A 25,087-nucleotide genomic window follows, 5' to 3' on the forward strand; every position below is an offset into this window, starting at 1 on the left:
CAACAATAAAATGGTATGCGAATCTGTACAGGATCATCATTTGTAAAACTGTTCTTAAAAGGCTTATCGCTGTGCTTTCTGTTTGGAATGATTTTGTCAGCTGAGTGTGCATTTGCGCAGGATCTCAACAAAAAGATCACGCTGCATCTCGACAGCGCCACCATCGAACAAAGCATCACCGAGATCGGTAAGAAAGCAGACCTGCGTTTGTCTGTTCGTGAGAAATTACTCGCCGGCATCACGCAGCGTGTATCGGTTGCTTCGCAGCAGCTTACAGTGAGTGAGGCGCTGAGTCTGGTTCTCGAAGGGTCCGGACTTCGTTACCGGATCGTAGAAGGTTATGTAGTGATAGAGCAGGCTCCCGCAAAAGGAGCAGTAACCGGCCGCGTATTCGATACCGACGGTAACAGAGCGCTGGGCGGCGTATCTGTAAACATCAAAGGAACATCAGGCGGAAACGTTACCGATGAAAATGGTTTCTTCACCATCACCGTTCCGGAAAAAGGCGCCACACTTGTATTCAGTTATGTTGGATACAAGAACCGTGAAATGCACGTTACGCCTGCATCGCAGAACATCAAAGTGATTCTGCAGTCCAGCTCTGCTGTGCTTGAATCTGTAACAGTACAGGCAAGAAGAAGAACCAATACGCAGGCATCTGTACTCAACGAAAGAAAACGTGCTGCTATTGTGCAGGATGCGATCTCTGCAGAGCAGATCCTCAAAACAGGTAGCATCACTACCACACAGGCTTTATCGAAAGTGTCTGGAGTTACTATCACAGACGACAAATATGTAGCGGTGCGCGGCCTGGGCGACAGGAGTGTGATCGGCCAGTTGAATGGAGTACGGCTCGCTTCTTCGGATCCCGACAGAAGCGCCATTCCTCTCGACCTGGTGCCCGCATCGCTTTTGGATAATATCACCATTTACAAAACGGTTACTCCCGATAAACCTGCGGATGCTGCCGCAGGTATTGTGGAACTGAAAACCAAATCTGTTCCGGAGAAACAAACGCTGGAGTTTATTGTGCAAACCGGTTTCAATTCCAATATCGGAATGGGTGGTAAGTACAACAGTTTCTGGAACTCCGATATGGGTGCATTCGGCAACAGGATCAATAAGAAAGAATTGTCTGCGGATTTCAAGAATCTGGCAGAGCAATATCCCGGCGGATTAGGTTCTGTCCAGAAAATGATTGCCAACAGCAATTACAGTGCAGATGCATACAAAGAAGTGAACCGCGTGAATAATATCATGCGTTCTTTCGATCCGGTAATGACATCCCAATACAAAAGAGCTCCGCTGAATCAATTGTATTCCGCCACTTATGGCAACAGCTGGGATGTTTTTAAGAAACACAAGCTGGGATTGATACTGGGCGGCAACTATTATCGTCGTTATACCGATATCAGCGGTGGCGATCTTACTCAGTACAGCATTTATCAGGGGGTTGTTACCGGTAATCCGCAGGTGTATAGTCCAAGAAATATTCCCAACTATATCACGCCCAACAGTCTCTTCATGGGCAAGTATCAGACGTACAAAGAGAACACCGGTTCGGAAGTGCTTACTTATGGTGCATTGGCTGGTGTAACGTATCGTTTCAGTCCTCAGCATGAGATCAGCATGCAGTATCTCGGCAGCTGGGGCGGTGAGAATACCGCTACCAATCTTTATGGAAAATATGAATACACCGGATTACCCGGAGATGTATACAGCACTACGTATTCACTGAAACAGACATTAAGAAACCTGAACACGTTCAATCTTCAGGGAGAGCATAAATTCTTTCGCGATGAATATTCTCCCAGACTGAGTTATAACCTCGCATCTTCTGCTTCCAATCAAAAAGATCCTGATTTCAGGTTCATCAATATCACCGATTATAAACCCCGTAACGGCGGCTGGTATTTTCAACCTGCAGTAACCAGCAACAGTGGAGCAGGGGAATACATCTATACAGATCATTTGTATGCACTCGCTTCAGGTTATGTGAATGGCTTCGGAAGCTACGGTATCATGCAGGCAGAGCCCAATGGCAGACGCTGGCGTAACCTCGATGAAAAGAATTACAACTACAAAGCAGACCTTGCTATCCCTTTTAAATTCCTGGGACAAAAACAGGAATTTAAAACAGGTGTGAACTACCTGTACCGTGAAAGAAATTTCGGAGAGAATATGTTGTACCTCCCTGGTTCAAATTTTTCTCCCAACAAATCACTGCCTTTGTATGGTGTAGCCGGTAATCTGAACAGACTGGTGAGCAATGAAGTGATCGGTGTATTTCCACCGGCAGCAGGCAGCGGCGAAGGCATGATGCCCGTTGCAGGCTTTCTGTACAACAGCCAGAAATCTCCCAACAACTATACTGGTTATTTTGAAACCAATGCCTTTTACGGAATGCTCGATCTGAAGCTTACAGAGAAGCTGAGAGTTACCGGTGGTGCGCGTTTTGAAATGACCGATATCGGATCGAGTGTAGATACGGCGGGTGTTTTCCTCGATCCTGCACTCACTGTGAAAGGCTCAGACGGGAAATCGGTTCCGCTCAATCCTGTAAACCCCAACTACGTTTACAAAGCCAAATACAAACCTTATTATTCCGTAAACGCTACCTATACCCTTAACGGCAACATGAACTTTCGTGCTGCGTTCAACACCACGCTCGCAAGGCCTGAGCTGAGAGAGATCACCAATATTTTTGAGTTCGATGCCTTTCAGATGGGGCTTGTGGTGGGTAACCCCAATCTCGTAAACCAGCAGACCAGGAACCTTGATTTCCGCTGGGAATGGTTCACTGGTAAAGGCGAAGTGATTGCTGTGTCTGCTTTTGGCAAACAGATAGAGAATCAGTTGGTGAAAGTGTTCAGTCTGAAAACAGATGGATTAGCCGCTACCTATCCTGAGTTCCCTACCATCCAATTCCAGAATGATCCCAACACAGGTAGGGTATGGGGGATGGAATTTGAAGTGGTGCAGAACCTCGGTAAAATCTGGACCCCACTGAAGAAATTCTTCATCGGAACCAACCTGCTGATTGCACAGAGCGAGATCAAAAAAACAGCAGAGCGTTACAAGGCCAATCGTTCACTGGACAGGTATTCTCCCAAAAACAGTCCACTTTTCGAGCAAGCTCCTTACTCAATCAATACCTGGATCAATTACGAAAACGACAAGACCGGAACCGACCTTACACTCACCTTCAATATGGTGGGAGAGCGGCTGGTGCAGATCAACCTCACTGGTGAACCAGATCTGTACACGCAGCCGGTTCCCGTGCTGGACCTGGTTTTCAGCCAGAAGCTCACCAAACGTCTGCTGTTCAAGGGATATGCGAAGAATCTGCTCAATCCCGCTATCAAAACTGTTTACGCCAATCCTAAAACAGGCGGCAAATGGTATGGCAATGAATATGTGAACCGCAGCTACAAACGCGGAGCAGAATTGATGATTGGATTTGCCTACAATTTATTCTAAGGACAAACGAAAAGAAATCAGCATGAGAATACATCGTTCCATAAAACAAGCTCCGTTGCTGCTGCTAATATTGTTGCATCTGGTAGCCTGTAATAAAAAGAAACTGGATTTTGAGTACGATAACCGCCCTACCACGGAGAACAGGAAGAAGTCGAACGTGCGTGTGGTGAACCTGGGTGGGTACAATCAGGTAATTGCAAATGGGGACAGCCTCACCAATTTTGTGGTGCGTGGTCCGAATGAGGATGTACAGCGTTATCCCGGCACATCTTATTTTACGAAGAATGGCAGACTGGGAAAGATCTGGGATGTGCCGATGGACCTGTTTGGTGCAGATGAAAAGTCGAAGCTCACTACTTTGGTCCGTAACTATGGAGGCAACTTCAATGCTGAAGTAAGCTTTACTGCAGAGAACAGCTACAGTACTCCGATCGATTATTATCTGGTGAATCCTTTCTGGGCAAAGGATCAACCGAAGATGGTGGCAGTACCTCGTGGTGTAACAGCTCCATCAAAACCGGATCATTTCAAGATCAGGATAGTGAACCTCTCTGCTGTAAGTGCCGATCCCGGCAATAATGAAAGAGGGCGGCAGGAAGACCTCACCGGACCACTTACACTGGCTTTTGCAGACGGAACACCAGTGAGTGATAAGACCAGCAATGTCTCCGCGGCAACCATCAACTCTGAATATGTGGAGTTGCCATACGGCACTTATCAGTTCAGGGTGCTGACGGCAGATGGCAGGCCGATGCCAGGTATGTCCGCATACAATCAGCTTCCTGACTATGTCACACTCGATCCTGCCACATCAACAATGGCGCTGGCAGCAAATGAACTTACCAATCAGGTATTTGCTCCGATCGCCAGCTATCAGCCCGGAGGTATCTACACCATAGTAGTATCACTTCAGAAATATTGGTACTATCAGAGTGCAGGTTCTTCTGAGCAGTATTCTGCCTATCAGAACATGGCCGATCTGATCAGCGATAACAATGCAGCAGCGAATCTTACTTATTGCAGACTGCAGGGAGCGAATGCATTGAATGCCCAACCCATCAATATCCGCGCTAATGGCAATCAGATTGCAGAGACGCTTGCATTCGGAACAGCAGGTGACTACAGTAACCTCATAACAGGAACGTATACACTGGAAGCAACAGATGCCTCAGGTAAAGTACTGGCAACAACAGCGCAGCAGCTTCGTGCGGGGATGAACTATACAGCATGGTTGTATCCTGCGCCGGATGGAAGTTCCAAACTGCTGGTAGTAGCTAATGATCTCAGTGGTGTTGTGTATGTGGGTGGTTCAGATGATGCTACTTACAACAGGTTCAAATATGATTACTTCTTTTACAAACGCTTTCTGAATCTCTCGCCTGATAATCCATATATCACTTTCACACTTGGAAATGGTCAACCGCTTTTTGCAGTTGGTGGTAACGCTCAGGCAGCGGTGAATATGCAGCCAGGCATTCCTGCCATTGAAAACCCCAATGTGTCGAATGGGTTACAGTCACCACCCTATGAGTTCATGGCATACCGCTCTTTACCGGGTGTAGTACCCGGAAGTTGGGCAGATGATATTCCGGTACTGAAATCAGACAATTTCATTGCCAGAAAAGAACTGTACACCAAGCCGGGAAGAACGGTTCCTGTGCATGAGCCGGGCCTGTATACAGTTGCTCTCATCGGAAGCAACAAAGGGGGACCAAAAGGAAAAATGATGATCATAAAACATAATAAATGATGCAGACGCTCAGAAATAATTACTGCTTCGTACTGATAATACTGATCCTGACGGGATGCACCAAAGTTGATTATACAAAAATAGAGGAGCCCGCTTATCTCAGGATATTCAATGATTTCAACTATGGATTCTCCATGGATGATAAGGACAAGAAAGCGCCCTTTCTCTGCATGCTGGTAGATCCTGCGTTTGATGCGGAAGGCAAGCCTGCGGGTGCGAAGATCATCGGCGATTTTCTGGATGTGCGTGATCCTTATGCGCCACCCTATCCCAGCCATGTGGGTAGCAGCACTTCAGTATACAACCCTGAATATCCCGGTAAAGAAGATGTACTGGTTGGGCCATTGGTGAACGGATACGATCTCAGCAGCTGGGCACAGTTCCCCGCAGGTCAGCATCGTTTTATGTTCATGTACAGACCCAAGAACAGTGTTGGCTTTTTTCAGCTCGATAAAAGCCTGCAGAACGATGTGATGCTCGATACCGTGATCACACTCAACAAACAGGAAGTATACACCATGCACCTGTTGCTGAAAGATTATATCAAAGGAACCAGAGGTGTGCTGATGCGTAAGGAAAATTTTCATAAGCAGCCATTTTCCGATTCACTCAACTATGTGAATTTCTATAATTACAGTTCAGATGGTTTTCAGACGGCTCCGAAAAATTCCAAGCCACAGAACCGCAGAATGGGACTGTTTCAGCAGGGGATCAAAGACAAGATGGACATCTTTTTGACGCTCTATCCCGATCAGGAATTTGCGTTGAAAGATCAGAGCTACTGGCGTGCCGGCCTTCCCGGTTATAAAGGGAAATACCTTGCTACGCTCGACAGAAATGTGATGTCTGATGGAACAGCTCCTTACTACAATTTTCCGCTTTTTGCCAATCCTACGGATGATGGCATTGTAACTAAAAGCTGGCAGTGCTTTGAATTCTTTATGCCAGGTCTCACGCCGGTGAACAATCCATATGGCCGCCTGGATACTGATACAGAGAGCAACTGGGCAGTACTGAACTGTTTGTCGAACGGCCTGCAGAATCCTTTGAGAAGCCAGGGCGCTTTTCAGCCCAACTTAATGGTGAATCTCCACTCAGGGAAATACAATCCGAGAACTTTTGCTACAGTAAGTACGGTGGAAGTGATCAACGGTTCTGTATATCTCACCACAATTCAACGGAAATATCCTGCTCCACAATACTGATAAGCTGAATGCAAATGCGATTAACAACAACATCTTTTTTTATGTATACAAGTGTCAAGTTGCTGAGCAGATGTTTCGCAGCAGTGATGGTGCTGCTGGCTGCTTCGTGCAAGCATGATAATCTGCTGGTGCCAAAGCCGAATGAAAATATCAGGCCGGCATCGGATTTTATCAGGAACAACTATGATTTCCGGCTCTTCTATGCCGCCCTCGATTACACAGGACTGGTAAATGATCTGAACGGTCCCGGGCCATTCACTATACTTGCTCCACCAGACAATGCTTTCAACGGACTGGGCATTCAGAGTGTGGATGATATTCGCAAACTGAATAAAGACAGTCTCCGCGATGCCATGCAGTACCACGTACTGAAGAACAGAAAGCTCACTACAGATAAGATCCCCACCAATGGTGTGGATGTGCGATACGAAACGCTTTCAGGCAAATCGATCTATATGTCGGCGCTCACACAAAGCAATGCTTTTTTTGCCGATGGATGCAAGTTGCTCAAACGCGATATTCAGCTGGCCAATGGAGTTTTGCATGTACTGAACAAAATGATGCAGTATCACAAAGATCAGTCGGTGCAGCAGTATCTGGCAAAGCAAAGCCGCTACAGTCTGTTTGTATCCGGACTGAAAAAGGCCGGACTCTGGGATGAGCTGGCTTCCGGTGGGCCTTATACCATCTATGCGCCTTCCAATGAAGCATTTGCCGCTGCTGGTATCACGCAGAACGATATAGATGGCCTGGACGCAGCAAAATACGATCTCACCAGATTGTTCGGAGCCTACATTGTTTATGGTAAACACTTTTTTGTAACGGATCAGTGGATCTTCAACGTTGTTACAGGCAACAGTATTTATTATTCCTTTCTCCGCAACGACGACTGGAAGCTGCAACTCGTATCAATCACCACCAGACCTGATGGCCCCAATGGGAGCATAGAAAGCGTTACTGCATACCCGGAATTGATCTTGTACAAACCTAATCCCCGGGTTCCTGAAGTGCCATTCATAATAGGACAAGTTGGACAAAACTACTATAAACCCCAGCCGCTGGCGGGTTACGACCGCCTTTGTGAAAATGGCCTCGTTCATGATCTGCATGGTATTCTGATCAAGCCTGCTGATGCATTAAAATAAGATCGCACAAATAAAAAAGCAAAGATCGAATGAAAACCTTTTTGCAATATGGGCTGAGCGCATTGATGACGATGGCAGTAATAGCCGGCTGTCAGAAAACGGAGTTCATGCCTCCACCCGAAGGTGAAAAAATAGAATATGTTGATCCCAATCTCAAAGTGCTGGGAGAAACATTGAAAGCATCTCCTTACCAGTTATTCTATAAAGCGTATCTCCGCAGCAATATGGATTCTGTGCTCAGTGGGAAATCGAAGCATACACTACTGGCTCCCACAGATGCCGCTATGAAAGTTGCCGGTTACACAGATGCATCCATAGCTGCGCTCACACCAGCTCAGGCTGATGCGCTGGTGGCTTACTTTACCATTCGCGGAGGTTTTTCGAAAGAAGAACTGCAGGCTAAACCCGGCAATCTCGAAGGTGTTAGTTTGCTGGCAAACAAGCAATTTCAGGTATCTCCTTTTTACTATGGAGATGGTACTACCGGTATGTATAACGATACGTACTACTATCGCCAGAGTATCAGGGTTACAGGAGAACAATTTCTTGTCAACGGAATTCCTTCCGGAGAGGCGAAGAACAATCTTGTGGCGAAGAACGGATATGTATGGCCGATGGATAAGATGATTCCGCTGACATCAGAAAAAACGTTCCTGGGAAATATGGAACAGGATCCCCGCTTCAGCATGTTTGTAGAAGTGCAGCGCAAGGCCGATGAAATGCATGAAGCTATTTACAGACAGTTAACAGAAGAGAATTTCGGATATGATCCTTATGTGCCGGACTACAAAAGAATAGACTATATCAATGTAATGGAACCACGTTATTCCGGCAGCTACAGAGTGATCGGTTTCAGAATGATGTTTGCACCTACCAATGAGGCTTTTCAAAAAGCAGGTTTTCAGACGGTGGACGATGTGCTTGCATGGGATAAGAAATATATGTCCATTCCCGAACCCAATTGGGATGAGTATGACATGACTAAGTTTGGATTTCCTTCCGATACAGTATTGGCCTACCACTGGGATTTCGCCAAAGCGCTTTTACCCACCAACGCCAGTGTGCAACCCAAACCCTACTACTCCGCATTCTTTGTGAACGATCTTAGAAATGAGTATGTATCCGACGCACTGCCTTTAACTTTCGCTACCGGCACTGATGGTAAAGTAACAGTGAAGATAAAAGGCTCCGATGCACCAGCTGCCACCATCCTTGAAACCATCAACACTATTCAGGGACCCATGCATGTGGTAGACCGCCTGCTGATTCCAAAGAATTTTAAAATGAATTGATATGAAGTGTGCCAAAGCTTTATTATATCTCCCTCTGTTTACCATGCTGGGCATCAGCTCATGCGTGAAGGACAGTGATCTTCAACCGAACGGATTTGACAATAACAAGATCAATCTGGTGGTGGCTGATAACTTCAACCTTTCTTCTTTCAGCGCTGCGCTGCGTCGCAGTTCACTGGATAAATATCTGCAGAACGGCGAGGGGCCTTATACGCTGCTGGCCCCGTCTGACCTGGCTTTCAGCAAGGCAGGTTATGGAAGTGCAGTAGCTGTGCTGGCAGGCGATCCGGTAGCTGTTACTAAAATAGCGAACTACCATACCATGGAAGGAAAGTATGAGCTCAACAAGCTTCCCTTTCTTTTCAATCAGGAGCTGACATCACGCGGCGGGAAATTATATGCTACACATTGGGTGAAAGGCAACGATACGGTACTTACACTCAATGGTGCAAAAGTGGTGGCTACCAATATTCCGGCATCAAACGGATTGATCCAGGTGATCAACCAGGTACTCACTCCCTATCAGCACGATAAAATTTCTTCGGCCATCGCATCTGAGAGCAGCATCACCTTGTTTTTTCAGGCGCTGAAAACATCGGGGTTGCTGTCTTCAATCGATCAGGATGGTGCGTATACAATATTTGCTCCCACCAATGCTGCCATGGAAGCAAGGGGTTACAAATCTGTTCAACAGATTCTCCAAACCGATCCTTCGCAATTGAAAGAACTGGTGAACTATCATATCGTTCGCGACAGGCGTTTTATTTACGACTACATCCTTAGTACAGGAGCTTCAAACACTACAAAGCAGGCCATGATGAATGGCATAACGGTCGATGTAAAACTGCTGCCTGATCCGGATGCACCGGGTAGTTTCAACAGCATTTCTCTGCGGGGGATCGGCAATACCTCCGACGTGAACCTCAGCAAACGGGACATTCTTACCGGGAATGGCGTTCTGCATGTGATTGATCAGACATTGCGGGTGGTGCGTTAGTCCGCCGCTCAAAAAATTGACAGAAAAAAATAACTCATGTATAAAGGTATTGTCAGCTTTTGTTTTTGTATTGCGATGCTGCTCTGCAGCACACTGAAAGCGCAGGAAACATCCGGCGGGCTTTCAGGTAAAGTACGCGACGCTGCAGGTAAACCGCTGTCAGGCGTTAGTATCGTGGCTGTGCATACAGCTTCCGGTACAAAGTACTCCATCGCCAGCGATGAAAAAGGATTGTACTTTCTCAACAATATGCGTATCGGTTCAGGTTACACCATCACAATTTCGATGGTGGGCATGCAAACTGAAACCAGAGAAAATGTAGAGATCAGATTAGGTGGAAGTCAGCAGCTCGATTTCACATTGAAAGCTGCCAGCACCGAACTAAATGCCGTAGTGGTATCTGCCAAAACCAGCAAGCTGCGTGCAGATATTTATGGTGCAGGAAAGAATATCAGTGGTGAGCAGGTGAGGAATATGCCTACTGTAAACAGAAGCATCACCGATATCACCCGCCTCACGCCACAGGGCAGCAGGGACAATAGTTTCGGAGGATCCAACTTCCGCTACAACAACGTTACTATCGATGGCGCTATCAACAATGATGCAATCGGGTTCAGTCCTTCACTCGGCGGACAAACCGGTACTTCCGGAATGGCCGGCAGCAGCACCCGTACCAATCCCATCTCTCTCGATGCTATCGAAGACATGCAGGTATACCTTGCTCCCTTCGATGTGAAGATCGGTAACTTCACCGGTGGCTCTGTGAATGCTGTTACGAGAAGTGGAACGAATAAGGTTTCAGGTTCCGTGTATGGTTTCGGAAGATTCGCTGCCATCACCGGAAAAGACAATGCAGGAAAGCTGGGTAAGATGAACAGCGATTTCTACGATTATCAGGCCGGCTTCCGTGTTGGTTTTCCCATCATCAAAAACAAACTATTCTGGTTCACCAGTGAAGAGATCACCCGCAGACAAGATCCGACACAACTTACAGTAGGTACACAGGAGACCAGCCACATACTTTCTTCCGCAGATGCAGAAGCTATTGCCGGCGCAGTGAAAAGCCGATACGGAAATATCTTCGACGCAGGCACTGCAGGTGTTTACACCAATACCAGCGAGTCGAAGAAATTCTTCAACAGACTCGACTGGAATATCAACAACAAACATCAGCTGGCGATCCGCAACAATACCATCTTCAGCAAGGCTACGCATATGGATCGTGATCAGCAGGATTTCCGGTTCAGCAGCATGGCCTTTGAGCAAACCAACAATCAAAGCAGCACAGTAGCTGAACTGAAGAGCCGCTTCAGCAATCAGCTTTCAGGTAATCTGGTAGTGGGTTTCACTCAGGTGAATGATAAACGCGATCCGCTGAGTGATCCAAGTCTGCCACAGGTACAGATCATGGGAAGAACACCGGGTTCAACCATCTATCTGGGAACTGACCGTGAAGCCAGCATCTTCAACATGAGGCAACGTACATGGGAGGTAACTGCCAACCTGAATTACACATTGGGAGCACACAAGCTGCTGGTGGGTACACACAATGAGCTGTACAATATCCGCTATGGATTTGTGAACGGATGGAACGGCCGTGTGGACTATCTCAGCATTGAAGACTTCCTCGGCAACAATCCGTACAGGGTGAGAGGTAGCTACAACTACACCAACAATACCCGCGACTATATTATGAAGAATCCGGCCGCAACATTCAACGTGCATTTGTACAGTCTTTATGCACAGGATGAGATCAGGGTGAGCGATAAACTCCGCATCACACCTGGTCTGCGCGCCGACCTTGCTTATCTGCCAGATATGCCAACACTCAGTGATAAACTGCGTAACATCTACGATGATCCTGCATTTGGGAACACCTATACCTATACTCCGCTGAGCCGTATCAAAAACAAATTCCTCAACAAGGTACAGCTCAGTCCTCGTGTAGGATTCCGATACGATGCATTCGGCAATGGAGACCTGATTGTGCGTGGTGGTGCGGGGCTCTTCACCGGTCGTATTCCATTCGCATGGCTGGCATACACCTACTACAACACAGGCAACAGCTATGGTGCATTTGATCAGAAGGCAGATGAAAAAATATTCGTACCAGGAAGTGACGCCATTAAACCTAATCCTAATGGAATCGGAGAGTTCATTCGTCAGAACGGTGCTGTGATCAATGATCCCAACAGTGGCAAAACGCAGATAGATCTGGTGGACAATGATTTTGTTCTTCCCAAAGTATTCCGCGGAAGCCTGGGAATCGACTATGAAACCAGTGAGAAATGGAAGTTCACACTGGAAGGTCTTTATACCAAAGTGATCAAAGATGTAATGTTCCAGCAGCTGAACACCAGTGATAATCCATTGTACAACGGATATGATAAAGAGCGTCGTCAACCGGTGTACAGCGGAACAGTAGATGCACGCTTTTCCAATACCTACCTGCTCAGCAACACCAACCAGGGAAGCCGCTACAGCATTACAGGAATCGTAAGTAAAACCATCAATGGTAAACTGAATGCAAGCATTGCTTACACGTATGGACAGTCAAAAGATCTGAGCAATGGAGTAAGAAACTCTATGGAGAGCAACTGGCAGCTGAATCAGGCGCTGGTACCTAATAATCCGGGATTGGCTTACAGTAATTTCGATACGCGTCATCGTATTGTTGGTAATTTCTCTTACACGCACAGATGGGAGAAGGCTGGAAAAACCAATGTGTCGCTGTTTGTAAGTGCACAATCGGGTGCGCCTTTCACCTATGGCATAGTGAACAACAGTGTGCAGGGATTGCCTCAGCAGGTTTCACTGGTGTACATCCCAACGAGAGAAGAAGCGGTAAGATTCTTCAAGAATACAAAAGAAGCCACTGCACAGCAGCAGGCTGATGATTTCAACCGTTTCATCGATAACAACAAATACCTGAATGGCAGAAGAGGCGATTTCACAGAGAGAAATGCAGCACGCACTCCATGGAATGTGCAGGCAGATCTGCATATATCTCATGACTTCTTCGTGAATAAGCCCGGTTCTAAATTCATCACGTTGGTGGTGGATGTAATGAATATCACCAACCTGATCAACAGCAACTGGGGTATTCAGTATTTCTCGCCCAATACTTTCAACAGTACGGCCAGTGTGGGTTTAACGCCATCGTTGTTTCCTCCGGTTCAGAATCCTGGCAATTATCCGGTGTATACTTTCAGAGATCCGGGTAAATCGTACAGCATCGATTATTTCGGATCGAGAACACAGATGCAACTGGGCATCAGGTATACATTTTAAGCATTAAACTGATTATATGCGCATCAATATGAGACAGTCAAAAAAATGGTGGATACTTCTTCCTGCGATGTTGTTAGCACTGGTTACACTGGTGATCAGCGGTTGCAAAAAGAATGACAAGCTTCCTCCGTTACAGATAGAAATAAAGAGCTATTACCCCAATAGCGGACAGGCAGGTACACTGGTAACTATCGAGGGTACAGGATTTGTAACCAATATCAACCAGTATAAAGCAGATATCGGAGGAACAGAGGTTGAAGTGATAAGTGCAACAGACAAGGCGCTGGTGGTGAGAATGCCGGGAGCAGGTAAAACCGGAAAGCTCAACATAAAGATTGAAGATAAGACCTACGCTGTAGGTGACTTTTCTTATCAGACGCTGACCCTTACCAAACTGTTTCCTGTGAATGGTTCGGCAGGTTCACAGGTGCGTATCAGCGGTGCCGGTTTCAGCAGTGTAAGCGAACCTGCTGCGGTATATTTCAATGGCGTAAAAGCGCTTATTGTAAGTGCAGCAGATACGGTGTTGGTTGCGGAAGTGCCAAAAGATGCAGGTTCAGGACCAGTAGTGGTGAAGGTGAATGGTATGGAAGTAAAAGGTCAGCATTTCAAATATCAGTCAGTGCTGGGCATCAAGCCAATGAGTGGCGGGGCCAATACCAGAGTGGTGATCAAAGGTTCAGGTTTTGAATCAACACTTGACGGAAATCTGGTTGACTTCAACGGAAAACCAACTCCGGTAATTTCTGCAACAGAAACAGAACTGGTAGTTGCAGCTCCTGCAGGTGTTGAAACCGGTGCGGTGAGTGTTACAATCAACGGACAACAGTTCAGCGGTCCTGCATTCACGGTAGTGCCTAAGCCTGTGCTCGGTCTCATCACTCCGCTCAGCGGACCAAAAGGTACGGAGATGATCATCAATGGAGATATCTTCAGTACAGAAAAGGATGAGAATAAAGTATTCATCAATAACACAGAAGTGCCTGTAACATCGGCCACAAAAAATCAGCTGAAACTGATATTGCCTGGCGGAACAGGAAACGGTCTGATCAAAGTAGTGGTAAACGACCAGGCTACAGATGGACCACAGTTCAAAGACCAGACATTAGGCATCAGCTCCATGACTCCTGAAAACGGATTCGGCGGAACAACAGTCACTATCACCGGTACAGGGTTCAGCCCGGTATTGTCTGATAATATCGTTACGTTCAATGGGCTTCCTGCTATTTTGAAATCAGTTACAGAAATAACGCTGGTGGTAGAAACCCCGGCAGCATTGACTTCGGGTGAAGTAAAAGTAAAAGTGGGGGCACAGGAAGCAGTGGCGCCGCAGATCTTCAGAAGGGCAGGTGTGAAAACACTGATTGGTGGTCCAAATTCCGATCAGCTTGGCCTCAATCCTGGTGATATGGCGCTGGATAGTCATGATAATATCTATGTAACTGATCCCAATAATAACCGCGTAGTAAAGATCACACCACAGGGTGTTATGTCTGTATTGCAGGCGAATGGCGCTGATATTTATTTCCAGGGGCCAAGTGGCATTACGATTGATAAGAATGATAATATCTATGTGTCGGACTCCCGGACCAATGAGATCAGAAAGATCACACCATCAGGGCAGAACCTGCTGTACGCATCAGGATTTATGCCTGCAAACATCCAAATCGATCACAACACCGGCCTGCTTTATGCGAACGATAAGAACAATAATTCGGGTATGTATAAAATAAGCACCAGCGGAACCGTAACCAAAGTAGCAGGACCAGCATGGGTTCGTGCACGCATGGCCATCGATGGAGCCGGCAATGTTTATTATGCTGATGAGAACCGCACCAGTGGCAATGCTGTGATGAAGGTAACACCATCCGGCAGTTCGTTTGCTTTGGCAGGATCCAGTGATATCGGCTATCAGGATGGAGCAGGATATGAAGCCTTGTTCTACGGAATTAACAGCATCATATTCAGTAACCCAGGTGAACTGCTTGTTGCCGACAGGAATAATCAGGCAATACGTGCGGTGGAAGTGGCAACAGGAAAAGTAACTACACTGGCTAAATTCAAGGTAGGATATGCAGATGGTATACTGCAGGATGCCAGATTCGGTGAGATAGCAGACCTGGCAGTAGCGAAAGATGGAAGCATCATTGTGGTTGATTCGAGGAATAAAGCTGTAAGAAAGATCTTTTTGCAATAACAGGTAGACTGAGAGAGCAAGCCCACCTGATTGAGTAGCAGGTGGGCATTTTTTTTGTCCAGGAAAACAATAACGGGCTTGTTTGTACGTTACTGGTCCGGTTCGTACGGTTACAGCCCGATTGTACATTCCCCAAATATTATTGTTCTCCTGTTAAAACCCCTAAGTATGAAAAGATCAGTACTCTTTTTGTTAGTATTTGCTATGGCTGTAACCAGCTGTAAGAAAAGTAAAGATGATGTGAGCAATCCTGAGAGCAGGGATTCTTACCAACCTGTAACCACTGGAAGTTTCTGGAAGTACAAAGTGAGCGGCGGCCTGTTCAATTATGAAACAACTGCTACGGCTACCGGAAAGACCACCACAATTAATGGCATTAACTACAACATCCTTACAAGTACAGGAGGATCATCAGTTGGTGAAGGATATTATGGATACAAAGATGGAAAGTATTACACGAGAGTGGCGGGTGTTTCACCAAATACAGGAGCTTCTTTCGATCTGAACATGCTTTACCTGAATGAAAATGCAAAGCCAGGGGATACCTGGACCAATGAGGCTGGTCAGGGAAATGGCTTCTCTGCAAAAACTCCCGGCAAGCTTATCGCTAAAGGATTAAAAATGACTGTAGCCGGAAAAACTTATACTGATGTAATTCACACCGAAGTGATCCTTCAGTACGTATTGCCTGAAATCGGAGTCATGAACACCGGATATTATCAATATTACATCGTAAAAGGTGTAGGTATTATCAAGATCGAGTTCAGAACCGAGGATATTGATGAAGATCCGCTCTCCATCACTGAGCTGACAGACTATCAGATCAAATAAAGATTTTTCCCATCGCCTGATAAAAAATGTTCAAACCGAAAAGACCTCACAATTGTGAGGTCTTTTAACGTACAGATAAAACTACTATTTTGGGGATATAGTTGACTAGATCTTTAAAGCCGATTGCAAAAATGCTTTCACTTCATCAGCAGGAATTGCAACAGAACTTGTTCTGCACACGCGTGCGATATTGATTCCCATGAAACGTCCTTCACTGTCGAAAACCGGACTGCCGCAATCCGAAGGAAATAATCTTGCATCGTGAATGAAAGTTTTTCTGAAGCTGTCGTTACGCACACTCTTGCCTCCTTCGAATTGTTCTGCAGGATGTTTTTCGTTAGGACCTGAAAAGGCCTGCTTCTGCAATTGCAGTTTTCTTGAAAATCCGAAACCATGTCTTTTGCCTTTCAGTGTAACCATAGAACCGGGGAGCTGACGTGCGATCTCCCATCCGTAATCGTCACTGTTGTTGACTTTCACGCCATTGATGCTTACAATTCTGTCGCCGGTTTTGAGTTTGGCGCCACTGATCTTGCCGTAGGCAGGAATATGATCGATGTATACTTTGTTGTTACGGTCTGTTGTTGTTACACCCAGCCAGGTGTTGCCGTTCCTTGGAATAAAACTGATGGAAGGCGAGCTAAGCACACTGATCATGGCTGGTTCGCTGCCAGTAGCAGACAGCAAAAATTTTCCTGCCGTAAATGATCCATTGTTCTCTGTTTGCTGAAACAGTTTAATGCCATTGCCGAGATCGGCATTCACTTTCAGCAGTACAAGATCTTTCAGTGAATCTCTTGACACCACTGTTGCAGCATAAGTCTTATTTTTTTGTGAGATGCTAATGGCATCATCCCCTACAATTGAACTTTTGCTGATGATGTAGCTGGTATTGGCAGCTGCATTCGGAACAGCGATGAGTGTACCCATTGCATCCAAAGATTCATTTACTTTTTTGCTGCTGATGCTGAAGCTGGAGTTTTCGACGGAAGCCAGCAGTGCAGAAAAATTCTGCGGCATGTTCTCCAGTGCAGGAATCGGCTTGATGGCATATGCAGCGGGCATTTCAGGTATCTTTTGTTCCTGTGCTAATTTGTCGAGAAGAAAGAATTTTCCAGACAACAATGCATCCCAGTACTTACGGAACTTATCAACTGGCACTTCGTAGTTGGCGTCCATCGATTGCCAGATTCTGCTGTGAATGCCAATTACACGACCGTTGAGATCGAATAAAGGTCCACCTGAATCGCCGGGTTCCATCAATGCTGTATTGCATAAGAAACCGGGGAAGAGTGTGCTCTCATTAACATGACCGAACCTCACCAGCGGATGTCCGCTCTGACGCATATTGGCCGGATAGCCCATGCTTATGGTAGGTTGAAAAGGAGTGAGAGAAGATGACCAACCCATTTCTGCATGCGGGTATTTTCCTTTGTTCAGAATTTTCATGATGGCTGCATCGTTCTCCGAAATGCTGCCAATGCCTTTGGCGATCACGGTTTTTCCATCGGGGAAGATCACCTGATACACACCGCCCGGGCTCGATGCGTGAGCTGCTGTGAGGATCAGTCCGTCTTCACTTACCACTACGGCGCTGAAAGTTGGACCGGTAATTCTCTGCTGGGTAGTATCGTAGCTATGCGCTGAAACGGTAGCAGGAGCTACTTTTTTCACCACTTCCTGAATGGATTTTTCGAGCGATCTGTAATCGAGCTGCTGGCTGAAAAGAGGCCCGGAAGTGAGCAGGAGAGCAAGTCCGGTTATGGTGGAAAACAATCTGATCCGCATCTTTTGATGGTTTTAAGCTGATGATGTTGGGTGTGGTACCAACTACTGACAACCGGAGGGGCGGATAGGGTGAAGCGGCGGGCAGTTATTTTCCGGGGAAATAGTACATTTGTCACCATCGATGACTGCTATCTTCCGTATGACCAAAAACACAAACCTGCGCAAATCTGCGGGATCCATGCTTCTTGCCATCCTATGGCTATGCTCATTCTCCGCCAATGCCCAATACGAGCATTGGTTGAACCGCAGTTATCCTGAGCGGGTAGGGGATATCAAGATATTCATCGATGGTCTGCTGTTCAATCCTGACTCCAATGCCATTTTGCAAAGGATCGAAGGATTGCGGGAGTTTGGTAAAAAACACAACGATAAAGAGATAATGCTGGAGGCAACCCTGGTAAATGCCTATTATCTCAGCATTCATGCAGCCGACAGAAACCGTGTGGTGCGGTTGTTTCAGCATCTGATCGATGAAGCCAAAGAGAAAGGTTCTTTGGTGTATGAGGCCAGAGGCCATCGTCATCTTTCTTATTATTTCTGGAATTACATCAAGAATTATGAGCTGGCATTCGAGCAATTCCTCCTGCTCGATCAGGTATTGGAGAAAATGAACTCCGATATTTTTCCTGATAAACTCGATCATTTATATCAGATCGGATTAGCGTACTATCATTTTTCAGAGCATCGCGAAGCGATCACTTATTTCTCTAAGGCATTACGCCTGCCTGAAACATCGTTCAACAAAATATATGTGAATCAGGCGAGGAACACTATGGGACTGAGTTATCAGGCGATCGGGCAATTGGATTCTGCCGACCAGTGTTTCCGCGATCTCATCAAAGCCAATCCCGGCAATATCTGGGAGGGCATCGCCAGTGGCAATCTCGGCTACAGCTATTACCTGCGGAACAATTATGATGCTGCTATTCCTCTGCTGGAAAAAGACATCAGCATGGCGCTGAAAGAAAATGACTACGGACTGGCTTCCGGCTCCGGTATGACGCTCGCCGATATTTATTTCCGGAGAAACCAAACCGAAGCCGCAAGAAAACAAACTGTATTGTGCCGTGAGTATGTGTTGAAATCGGGTCAATATTCCCGCTATCGTTATCTCTATCCGTTGATGAGCAAGATGTATGCAGCCGAAGGCAATCTCTCACTTTCCAATGTCTATCTCGATTCTGCCATCATTGTAAAAGACAGTCTGGCCCGGGAATTCAATGCCCTACAGATGATGCGTGCTGCACAAAAAGCGGAGCAGGTTCAATACAGGGCATCCGTAACGGACATCGAAAATAAACGCCGCCTCAACAAAATTGAACGCAATATTCTCATTGCGGTGGTGATGATGATGATTGGAATTGCATGGTACTGGTATCGTTTGCAGGTGAAAAAGCAGCAACGGCAGGAAGAGCAGATGCGTAAGGCAGAAGAAGAACTAGCCACTGCCACCAGACAGCTGAATGAATTTGCACGGCATATTTCCGAAAAAAATAAACTGATAGACCTGCTGCAAGAACAAAACGGACAGCAGGATAACGAACTCTTTCTCCAGCTCCAGCAAAGCACCATTCTCACGGAAGAAGAATGGGACAGTTTCAAATCTCTTTTTGAAAAAGTACATAGCGGCTATCTCCGCCGGCTGAAAATCAAACTGCCAGAATTGAGTCCGGCAGAAATCCGTTTCATGACGCTTGCCAAATTACAGTTCACCAATAAAGAAATGGCAGCAACACTAGGAGTGTCGCAACAGGCTATCCGAACCACCTGGCACAGACTGAGAAAAAAACTCGATCTGCCGGAGGAGGGAAGCCTTGAAGAACTGGTGAACTCCATCTGACAGAATAAAAACTCCTTACTGTTTTCTGGATCTGAATGTATTTGCAGTCTGCCGAAGCAGTTCTGCAATGTTTTGTATTTCAATGTGTTTGATGGTTGTAACGTTTTTGTGACGCTCCTGTAACGCTTTTGAAATGCGTTAAAAATTGAATCCCTTCTTACTGTCTATAGTTTTGTCCGGCATCAAACCACCACCCATGCCGGAGAGAAAAAAACTATTGCTTTGGCTGATTGCAATGATCTTGATTTTTCTGTTGCTGCTGGTGATCATCTGGCTTGTGTACAATTATCGTATACATCAACTCGATCGTCAGCTGGAGCATCCTCTTTCGTTTTCATACTACCCGAATACCATCATACAAGCAAAACCAAACAACCTGAAAACAATCTGTATATGAACAAAACATTTACAGTTCCCAACCCTCTGAATCATTTTTTCTTAACTGTTTTCATCTGCCTGCTGACCTTGCAGGCAAGAAGTCAGCAAAACCTGTATGTGGATGGAACCGCCACCGGCACCAGCAATGGAAGCAGCTGGATCAATGCCTACAATAAGCTCAGTGATGCATTGACTGCGGCTGCGGGTGGAACTACCCCAGTTAACATTCATGTGGCCAAAGGAACTTATTACCCTGCCGGATTTCAGTCGGGGATTAACAGAGATAGTGCCTTTACCATATTGCGCGGAGGAATAAGAATGTATGGAGGGTATCCTGCGGGTGGAGGGGTAAGGGATATTGCGAACAATCCGGTTTATCTCGACGGCAATATCAACAACAATGCAACGAATACAGACAATAGCTATCATATTATGGTAATTGCAGGATTGGTTCCAGCAGCGGACAGTGTGATTGTCGATGGATTCATTTTCCGAAACGGGCATGCCTCCGGTCCCGGAAAGAAAGCTTATCTGGGCTATGATATTTTGCAGCAATATGCTGGTGCACTGATGATGCAGCTGAATAAGAACAGCGGGAAGATAAGGGTACGTAATTGCGGATTCAGCGATAACAAAGCTGTGAATATGGGCGGTGCTGTACAGCTGTCGTTTTCGGATGCGTCGTTTGAAAATTGTTCATTCAGCAATAATAATGTAGCTGTGGGAAGTTTCGGCGGTGCGGTGTTTGTTGGAGGAAGTAAATCCAGTTTCACCAATTGCAATTTCAGTTCAAATTCAAGCACCCGGGGCGGTGCGATATATAATTCTGATGCAAGAGTAGAGATAACTGGTTCCCGCTTTGTATCCAATAGTTCAGACAGGGGAGGAGCGATTGTTAATACCAATATTTCTTTCGTTACTATTTCCAGCACACAATTTGAAAACAATGTTGTTACTGTCGCAGGCGGTGCTATTTATCAGGAGGGTGGCACCATACTGCTAACTGCTTCACAGTTTCTCCGAAACAGTGCGCAATATGGCGGCGCTATCCGCAATCAGTTAAATCCAATTCTGTCTGTAAAGAATTCAGTATTCACCGGTAATACCAGCAGCAATACGGGAGCGGCAATGAGTCTTTCAGAAGGAAGTGACACACTCGTGAACAATGTGTTTGTTCTGAATAAAGACAACAGTACTGTTGGTGGCGGGGCGCTTTGTGTAACAACAGGGAATTTTTCCATTGTTAATAATACTTTCTATGCAGACACCACTACTCTGGGAAAGGGCGGTGCAATTCGGATGGAAGGGAATACTGGTTCTGTAAAACTGCAGAATAATATCTTTTTCAAGTGTAAAGGATCCATCGGTAATGATGTGTATAACGATGCAGCAATGCCGTATACAGCAACGAATAACAGTTTTTCTATTGATCCGCTTTTTGTGAATGAGCCTTTGCCGGTGGGAGCTGATAATACGTGGGGTACAGCTGACGACGGCCTGGGGTTGAGTGCAGCCAGTTCATCTGCCAATGCTGGAAACATAACCGGTGTCAGTTCTTTATTGCCTTCCACCGATCTGAGTGGTGGAGTAAGGTTTTTTGGAGGCTCGATTGATTTGGGGGCTTATGAATCGAGGGTGGGTCCATCCCGTGTGTTGTATGTAGACAGTACTTCCGGCAATGATGCAAACAATGGTGTGAGCTGGGCATTTGCTCATAAGACACTTGCACATAGTCTAAGTATCGCAAACATGGAAGGTAGTGTGATAGACAGTATTCTTGTTGCGAAGGGCACTTACTTTCCTACCGGTGCACCAGGCGCCACAGATCGCGACAGTGCATTCGCCATACTGCGTTCGCGTATCAAATTGTATGGAGGTTATCCTGCAGGAGGTGGTGTTAGAGATCATCTTGCCAACAAAGTAATTCTCGATGGAAATATCAATAACCCTGCTGACAGTGCAGACAACAGCTATCATGTGCTGGTGATTGTTGATCCCCGCAATATTTTCGACAGTGTTGTTGTTGATGGATTTACAATCCGCAATGGCGTAGCCAACGGAGCTGACAGTAAAGTGTATAAAGGATTGAACGTGCAAAGGAATTCAGGAGCTGGCGTGTTTACATTAATGACAGGCATTTCCGCGCAACCTAATCTGGTGCGTTTCATCAATTGTACTGTAACCGGAAATTCTTCCAATGGAGAGGGAGCCGGTATGTATAACAACAATAGCTCGCTTTCTATTTCAAACTGCAGCTTTACGATAAACAGAACGCTCGTTTCCGGCGGAGGTATAACCAATGTTTCAGGTGCTTCTCCTGTAATCAATTATTGCATCATTTCTGACAACAGTGCTGTTGTATCTGGTGCTGGTATGTACAATCATTCTTCAGATCCTGTTATAAAAAATAGCAGTATCATGAATAATATTGCAAGTGGAATTGGTAGTGGCAATGGAGGAGGAATGTATAATTTTTCCAATTCGGCACCGCAAATTGATAGCTGCATTATTTCCGGAAATGCAGCAGCCAGAAATGGTGGAGGAATTGGAAGCATGGGGGGATCCAATCCAGTGATTAGAAATAGTAGTTTCATAAAGAATAGTGCTGTAAACACTGGTGGAGCAGTTTATGGTTTAAGCGAAAGTGATCCGGTTTTATATAATTGTACTCTTTCAGAAAATACAGCTCAATCCGGTGCAGGTGTCTACTGTTTTGTAGGTTCGGATCCTACTCTCATCAAATGTAAGTTTATCAGGAATATCGCTTTGGGAAGTGGAGGTGCTGTAGGTTTTGCTAATGCAGATTTTTTAAAGGTGGACAGTTGTGAGTTTTCCGATAATGAGGCGAAGTCCGGGGCAGGTATTTTTGGTGGGCGAATAACACTGCTTTCAATAAAGAGCAGTCGTTTTGTTCGGAACCGTGTAGCCGTAAATGGAGGCGCACTCTTGGTTTCCAATGAATTGAATGGTGTGCTGGAAGCAAATGAGTTCAAAGAAAACCATGCACAGAAGGGAGGGGCTATATATGAAACAGGCGGTAATATGAATATTAGGAACTGCCGTTTCGAGAGTAACACAGCAGACCTAAGCGGAGGTGCGATATGGTATGAAAACGGAAATTTTCTGATTAACAGAACTTTGTTTGGCCGTAATCAGTCACAGTATGGCGGTGCATTGCGGCACGAAGGCGTCAATGTTATACTTTCTGTAAGAAACTCAATCTTCGAATCCAATGAAAGTACCAATACCGGTGCAGCGTTGAGCATGTTTCAGGGGAAGGATACATTGGTTAATAATGTTTTCGTCAGCAATAAGGACAATAGTGTTCCTGGAGGTGGTGCTGTATGTGCAGCCAACGGAGAATATCATATCATCAACAATACATTTTATGGCAATAGTACCAAGGGTAATGGAGGGGCAATAAGGTTCGAGACTGCTGCGGGACAGGCACGAATTCAGAACAACGTATTTTATAAGTCCGTTGCTGTTACTCCTGCAACCAGTGATATTTTCAATGAGAACGGAATGCCGGTTGTTCAGAGTAATAACAGTTTCGTTGATCCTGCATTTAAGAATGAAGCTGATGTTGATGGGCCAGATGATAAATGGGGAACTGCAGATGATGGACTAATGCTGACAGCCTGCAGTGAGGGTATCGATGCCGGTGAGAATAGTTTCCTCGATGTTGCAACGGTTGCAGATATTGCTGGTCAACCGCGTATAAAATTGAGTAAGGTTGACTTAGGAGCATATGAAGCTGATCGTGTTTTTTCTTTGAACGAAACCAATGCTGCATTATTGGCTGATAGCTATTGTGGCACTGACGGATGGCTGAATTTCTACAACAGCAATGAAGCTAAGTTGCTTGTTGCTGTGAAACCCGGAACTAATGATCTGGGAGTTATTTCGGCTACTGGTAATCTCAGAGCAGGATATGGAACCAATAGTACAGCAGTAATGTCTGCGCCATTTGGTAAATCTTCTAATTATTATCCTTTCAACCGGAGCTTTACCATCACTACCTCCAAAACACCCACAGATTCGGTAGGAGTGCGCTTCTATTTTGCATCAGCAGATAGCGGAGATGTGAAGAACACAACATCGTTCGATCTGCTTCGCGATCTGGTATTGTATAAAGTAGATGGAGCCAATGCATGGAATGGTACAGCAGCAGGATACACTGGTTATGTCTATTCAGAAAAAGCAACGAAGACAACTTTTACGCTTGGAGAGTATCAGGGAGCGCAATATGCGGAATTCTATGTAACATCATTCAGTTCAGGTACAATGGCAGTTGTACAATCAGCACCATTGCCTTTGGATCTGTTAAGTTTCTCTGGTCAGCTGATCAACGAAAAAACAAAACTGCAATGGCTTACTGCCAATGAAGTAAATTTAGACCGCTTCGATGTAGAACGAAGCAGTAACAATAACAACTGGAAAGTGATCGGGCAGGTGAATGCAAAGAATACGGCAGGCAATCAGTCCTATGAGTTATGGGATAACAATCCCGGCAGTGGATGGAATTACTACCGGTTGAAGATGGTTGATATAGATAGCCAATACAAATACAGCAAAGTAGTTGCCGTGCGCACAAATGGGCCTGCATTACAAGTGTATCCCAACCCAAGTAACGGTCAGTTTACAATTCAGAGCGATAATGCGGCAAGTGAACTGAAGATGTTTGATGTGAATGGAAGATTGGTGCATAGTCAGCGATTAGTACAGGGGGGTAATAAAATCAATGCAGGTGTTTTGAGCAGGGGAGTGTATGTGCTGAAGATTGAAGATGGAGTAAAAATTTATATCGAAAGAATGATAATATCGAAATAAGTAAAGTTCGAGTTTTCATATGCGGCTCATCCTTGTGGCATTATCCCAATGATGAGCCGT

At 45.7% G+C, this 25,087-nt stretch carries 13 protein-coding genes; 12 read left to right on the plus strand and 1 reads right to left on the minus strand.

Annotation, left to right across the window (positions count from 1 at the left end; genetic code table 11):
• Positions 1-87: 87 nt before the first annotated feature.
• The 9 genes from HHL16_RS08620 to HHL16_RS08660 all read left to right on the plus strand — a co-directional run bounded on the left by HHL16_RS08620 (position 88) and on the right by HHL16_RS08660 (position 16,188).
• Positions 88-3,480, plus strand: a complete 3,393-nt coding sequence (locus HHL16_RS08620) for a TonB-dependent receptor (RefSeq protein ID WP_206022301.1) — start codon at positions 88-90, stop codon at positions 3,478-3,480.
• 22 nt (positions 3,481-3,502) lie between these two features.
• Complete coding sequence (locus HHL16_RS08625) at positions 3,503-5,230, plus strand: DUF4397 domain-containing protein (RefSeq protein ID WP_169424721.1); 1,728 nt, start codon at positions 3,503-3,505, stop codon at positions 5,228-5,230.
• Positions 5,227-6,435, plus strand: coding sequence for a hypothetical protein (locus tag HHL16_RS08630; RefSeq protein ID WP_169424722.1), 1,209 nt, complete (start codon positions 5,227-5,229; stop codon positions 6,433-6,435). The genes HHL16_RS08625 and HHL16_RS08630 overlap by 4 nt, the downstream gene beginning before the upstream one ends.
• A 41-nt stretch (positions 6,436-6,476) precedes the next feature.
• Positions 6,477-7,580 (plus strand): fasciclin domain-containing protein, encoded by a 1,104-nt coding sequence (locus HHL16_RS08635; protein ID WP_169424723.1) that lies wholly within the window; start codon positions 6,477-6,479, stop codon positions 7,578-7,580.
• Positions 7,581-7,609: 29 nt separating this feature from the next.
• A complete protein-coding gene (locus HHL16_RS08640; RefSeq protein ID WP_169424724.1) occupies positions 7,610-8,872 on the plus strand; it encodes a fasciclin domain-containing protein in 1,263 nt (420 codons plus the stop codon).
• A gap of 1 nt (position 8,873) precedes the next feature.
• Positions 8,874-9,869 carry a fasciclin domain-containing protein gene (locus HHL16_RS08645; protein WP_169424725.1) on the plus strand — a complete coding sequence of 332 codons (996 nt, stop codon included), beginning with the start codon at positions 8,874-8,876 and terminating at the stop codon, positions 9,867-9,869.
• A gap of 36 nt (positions 9,870-9,905) precedes the next feature.
• Positions 9,906-13,160 (plus strand): carboxypeptidase regulatory-like domain-containing protein, encoded by a 3,255-nt coding sequence (locus HHL16_RS08650; RefSeq protein ID WP_169424726.1) that lies wholly within the window; start codon positions 9,906-9,908, stop codon positions 13,158-13,160.
• 28 nt (positions 13,161-13,188) lie between these two features.
• Complete coding sequence (locus tag HHL16_RS08655; RefSeq protein WP_169424727.1) at positions 13,189-15,357, plus strand: IPT/TIG domain-containing protein; 2,169 nt, start codon at positions 13,189-13,191, stop codon at positions 15,355-15,357.
• A gap of 168 nt (positions 15,358-15,525) precedes the next feature.
• Positions 15,526-16,188, plus strand: a complete 663-nt coding sequence (locus HHL16_RS08660; protein ID WP_169424728.1) for a hypothetical protein — start codon at positions 15,526-15,528, stop codon at positions 16,186-16,188.
• A 105-nt stretch (positions 16,189-16,293) separates the two neighbouring features.
• On the opposite strand, the gene HHL16_RS08665 is transcribed toward HHL16_RS08660, so the two are convergent.
• Positions 16,294-17,976: a trypsin-like peptidase domain-containing protein gene (locus HHL16_RS08665; protein WP_169424729.1), complete on the minus strand. Its 1,683-nt coding sequence runs from the start codon at positions 17,974-17,976 to the stop codon at positions 16,294-16,296.
• A gap of 178 nt (positions 17,977-18,154) precedes the next feature.
• Between HHL16_RS08665 and HHL16_RS08670 the strand changes: the two genes are divergently transcribed.
• From HHL16_RS08670 to HHL16_RS08680, 3 genes are all read left to right on the plus strand, one after another.
• Entirely contained in the window at positions 18,155-19,816 is a 1,662-nt protein-coding gene (locus tag HHL16_RS08670) for a tetratricopeptide repeat protein (RefSeq protein WP_169424730.1), read from the plus strand.
• Between the two features lie 196 nt (positions 19,817-20,012).
• Entirely contained in the window at positions 20,013-20,213 is a 201-nt protein-coding gene (locus HHL16_RS08675; protein ID WP_169424731.1) for a hypothetical protein, read from the plus strand.
• Positions 20,210-25,027 carry a right-handed parallel beta-helix repeat-containing protein gene (locus HHL16_RS08680; protein ID WP_169424732.1) on the plus strand — a complete coding sequence of 1,606 codons (4,818 nt, stop codon included), beginning with the start codon at positions 20,210-20,212 and terminating at the stop codon, positions 25,025-25,027. The genes HHL16_RS08675 and HHL16_RS08680 overlap by 4 nt, the downstream gene beginning before the upstream one ends.
• Positions 25,028-25,087: the final 60 nt, after the last annotated feature.

The sequence above is a fragment of the Pseudoflavitalea sp. G-6-1-2 genome, from assembly GCF_012927185.1.
GTDB lineage: Bacteria > Bacteroidota > Bacteroidia > Chitinophagales > Chitinophagaceae > Pseudobacter.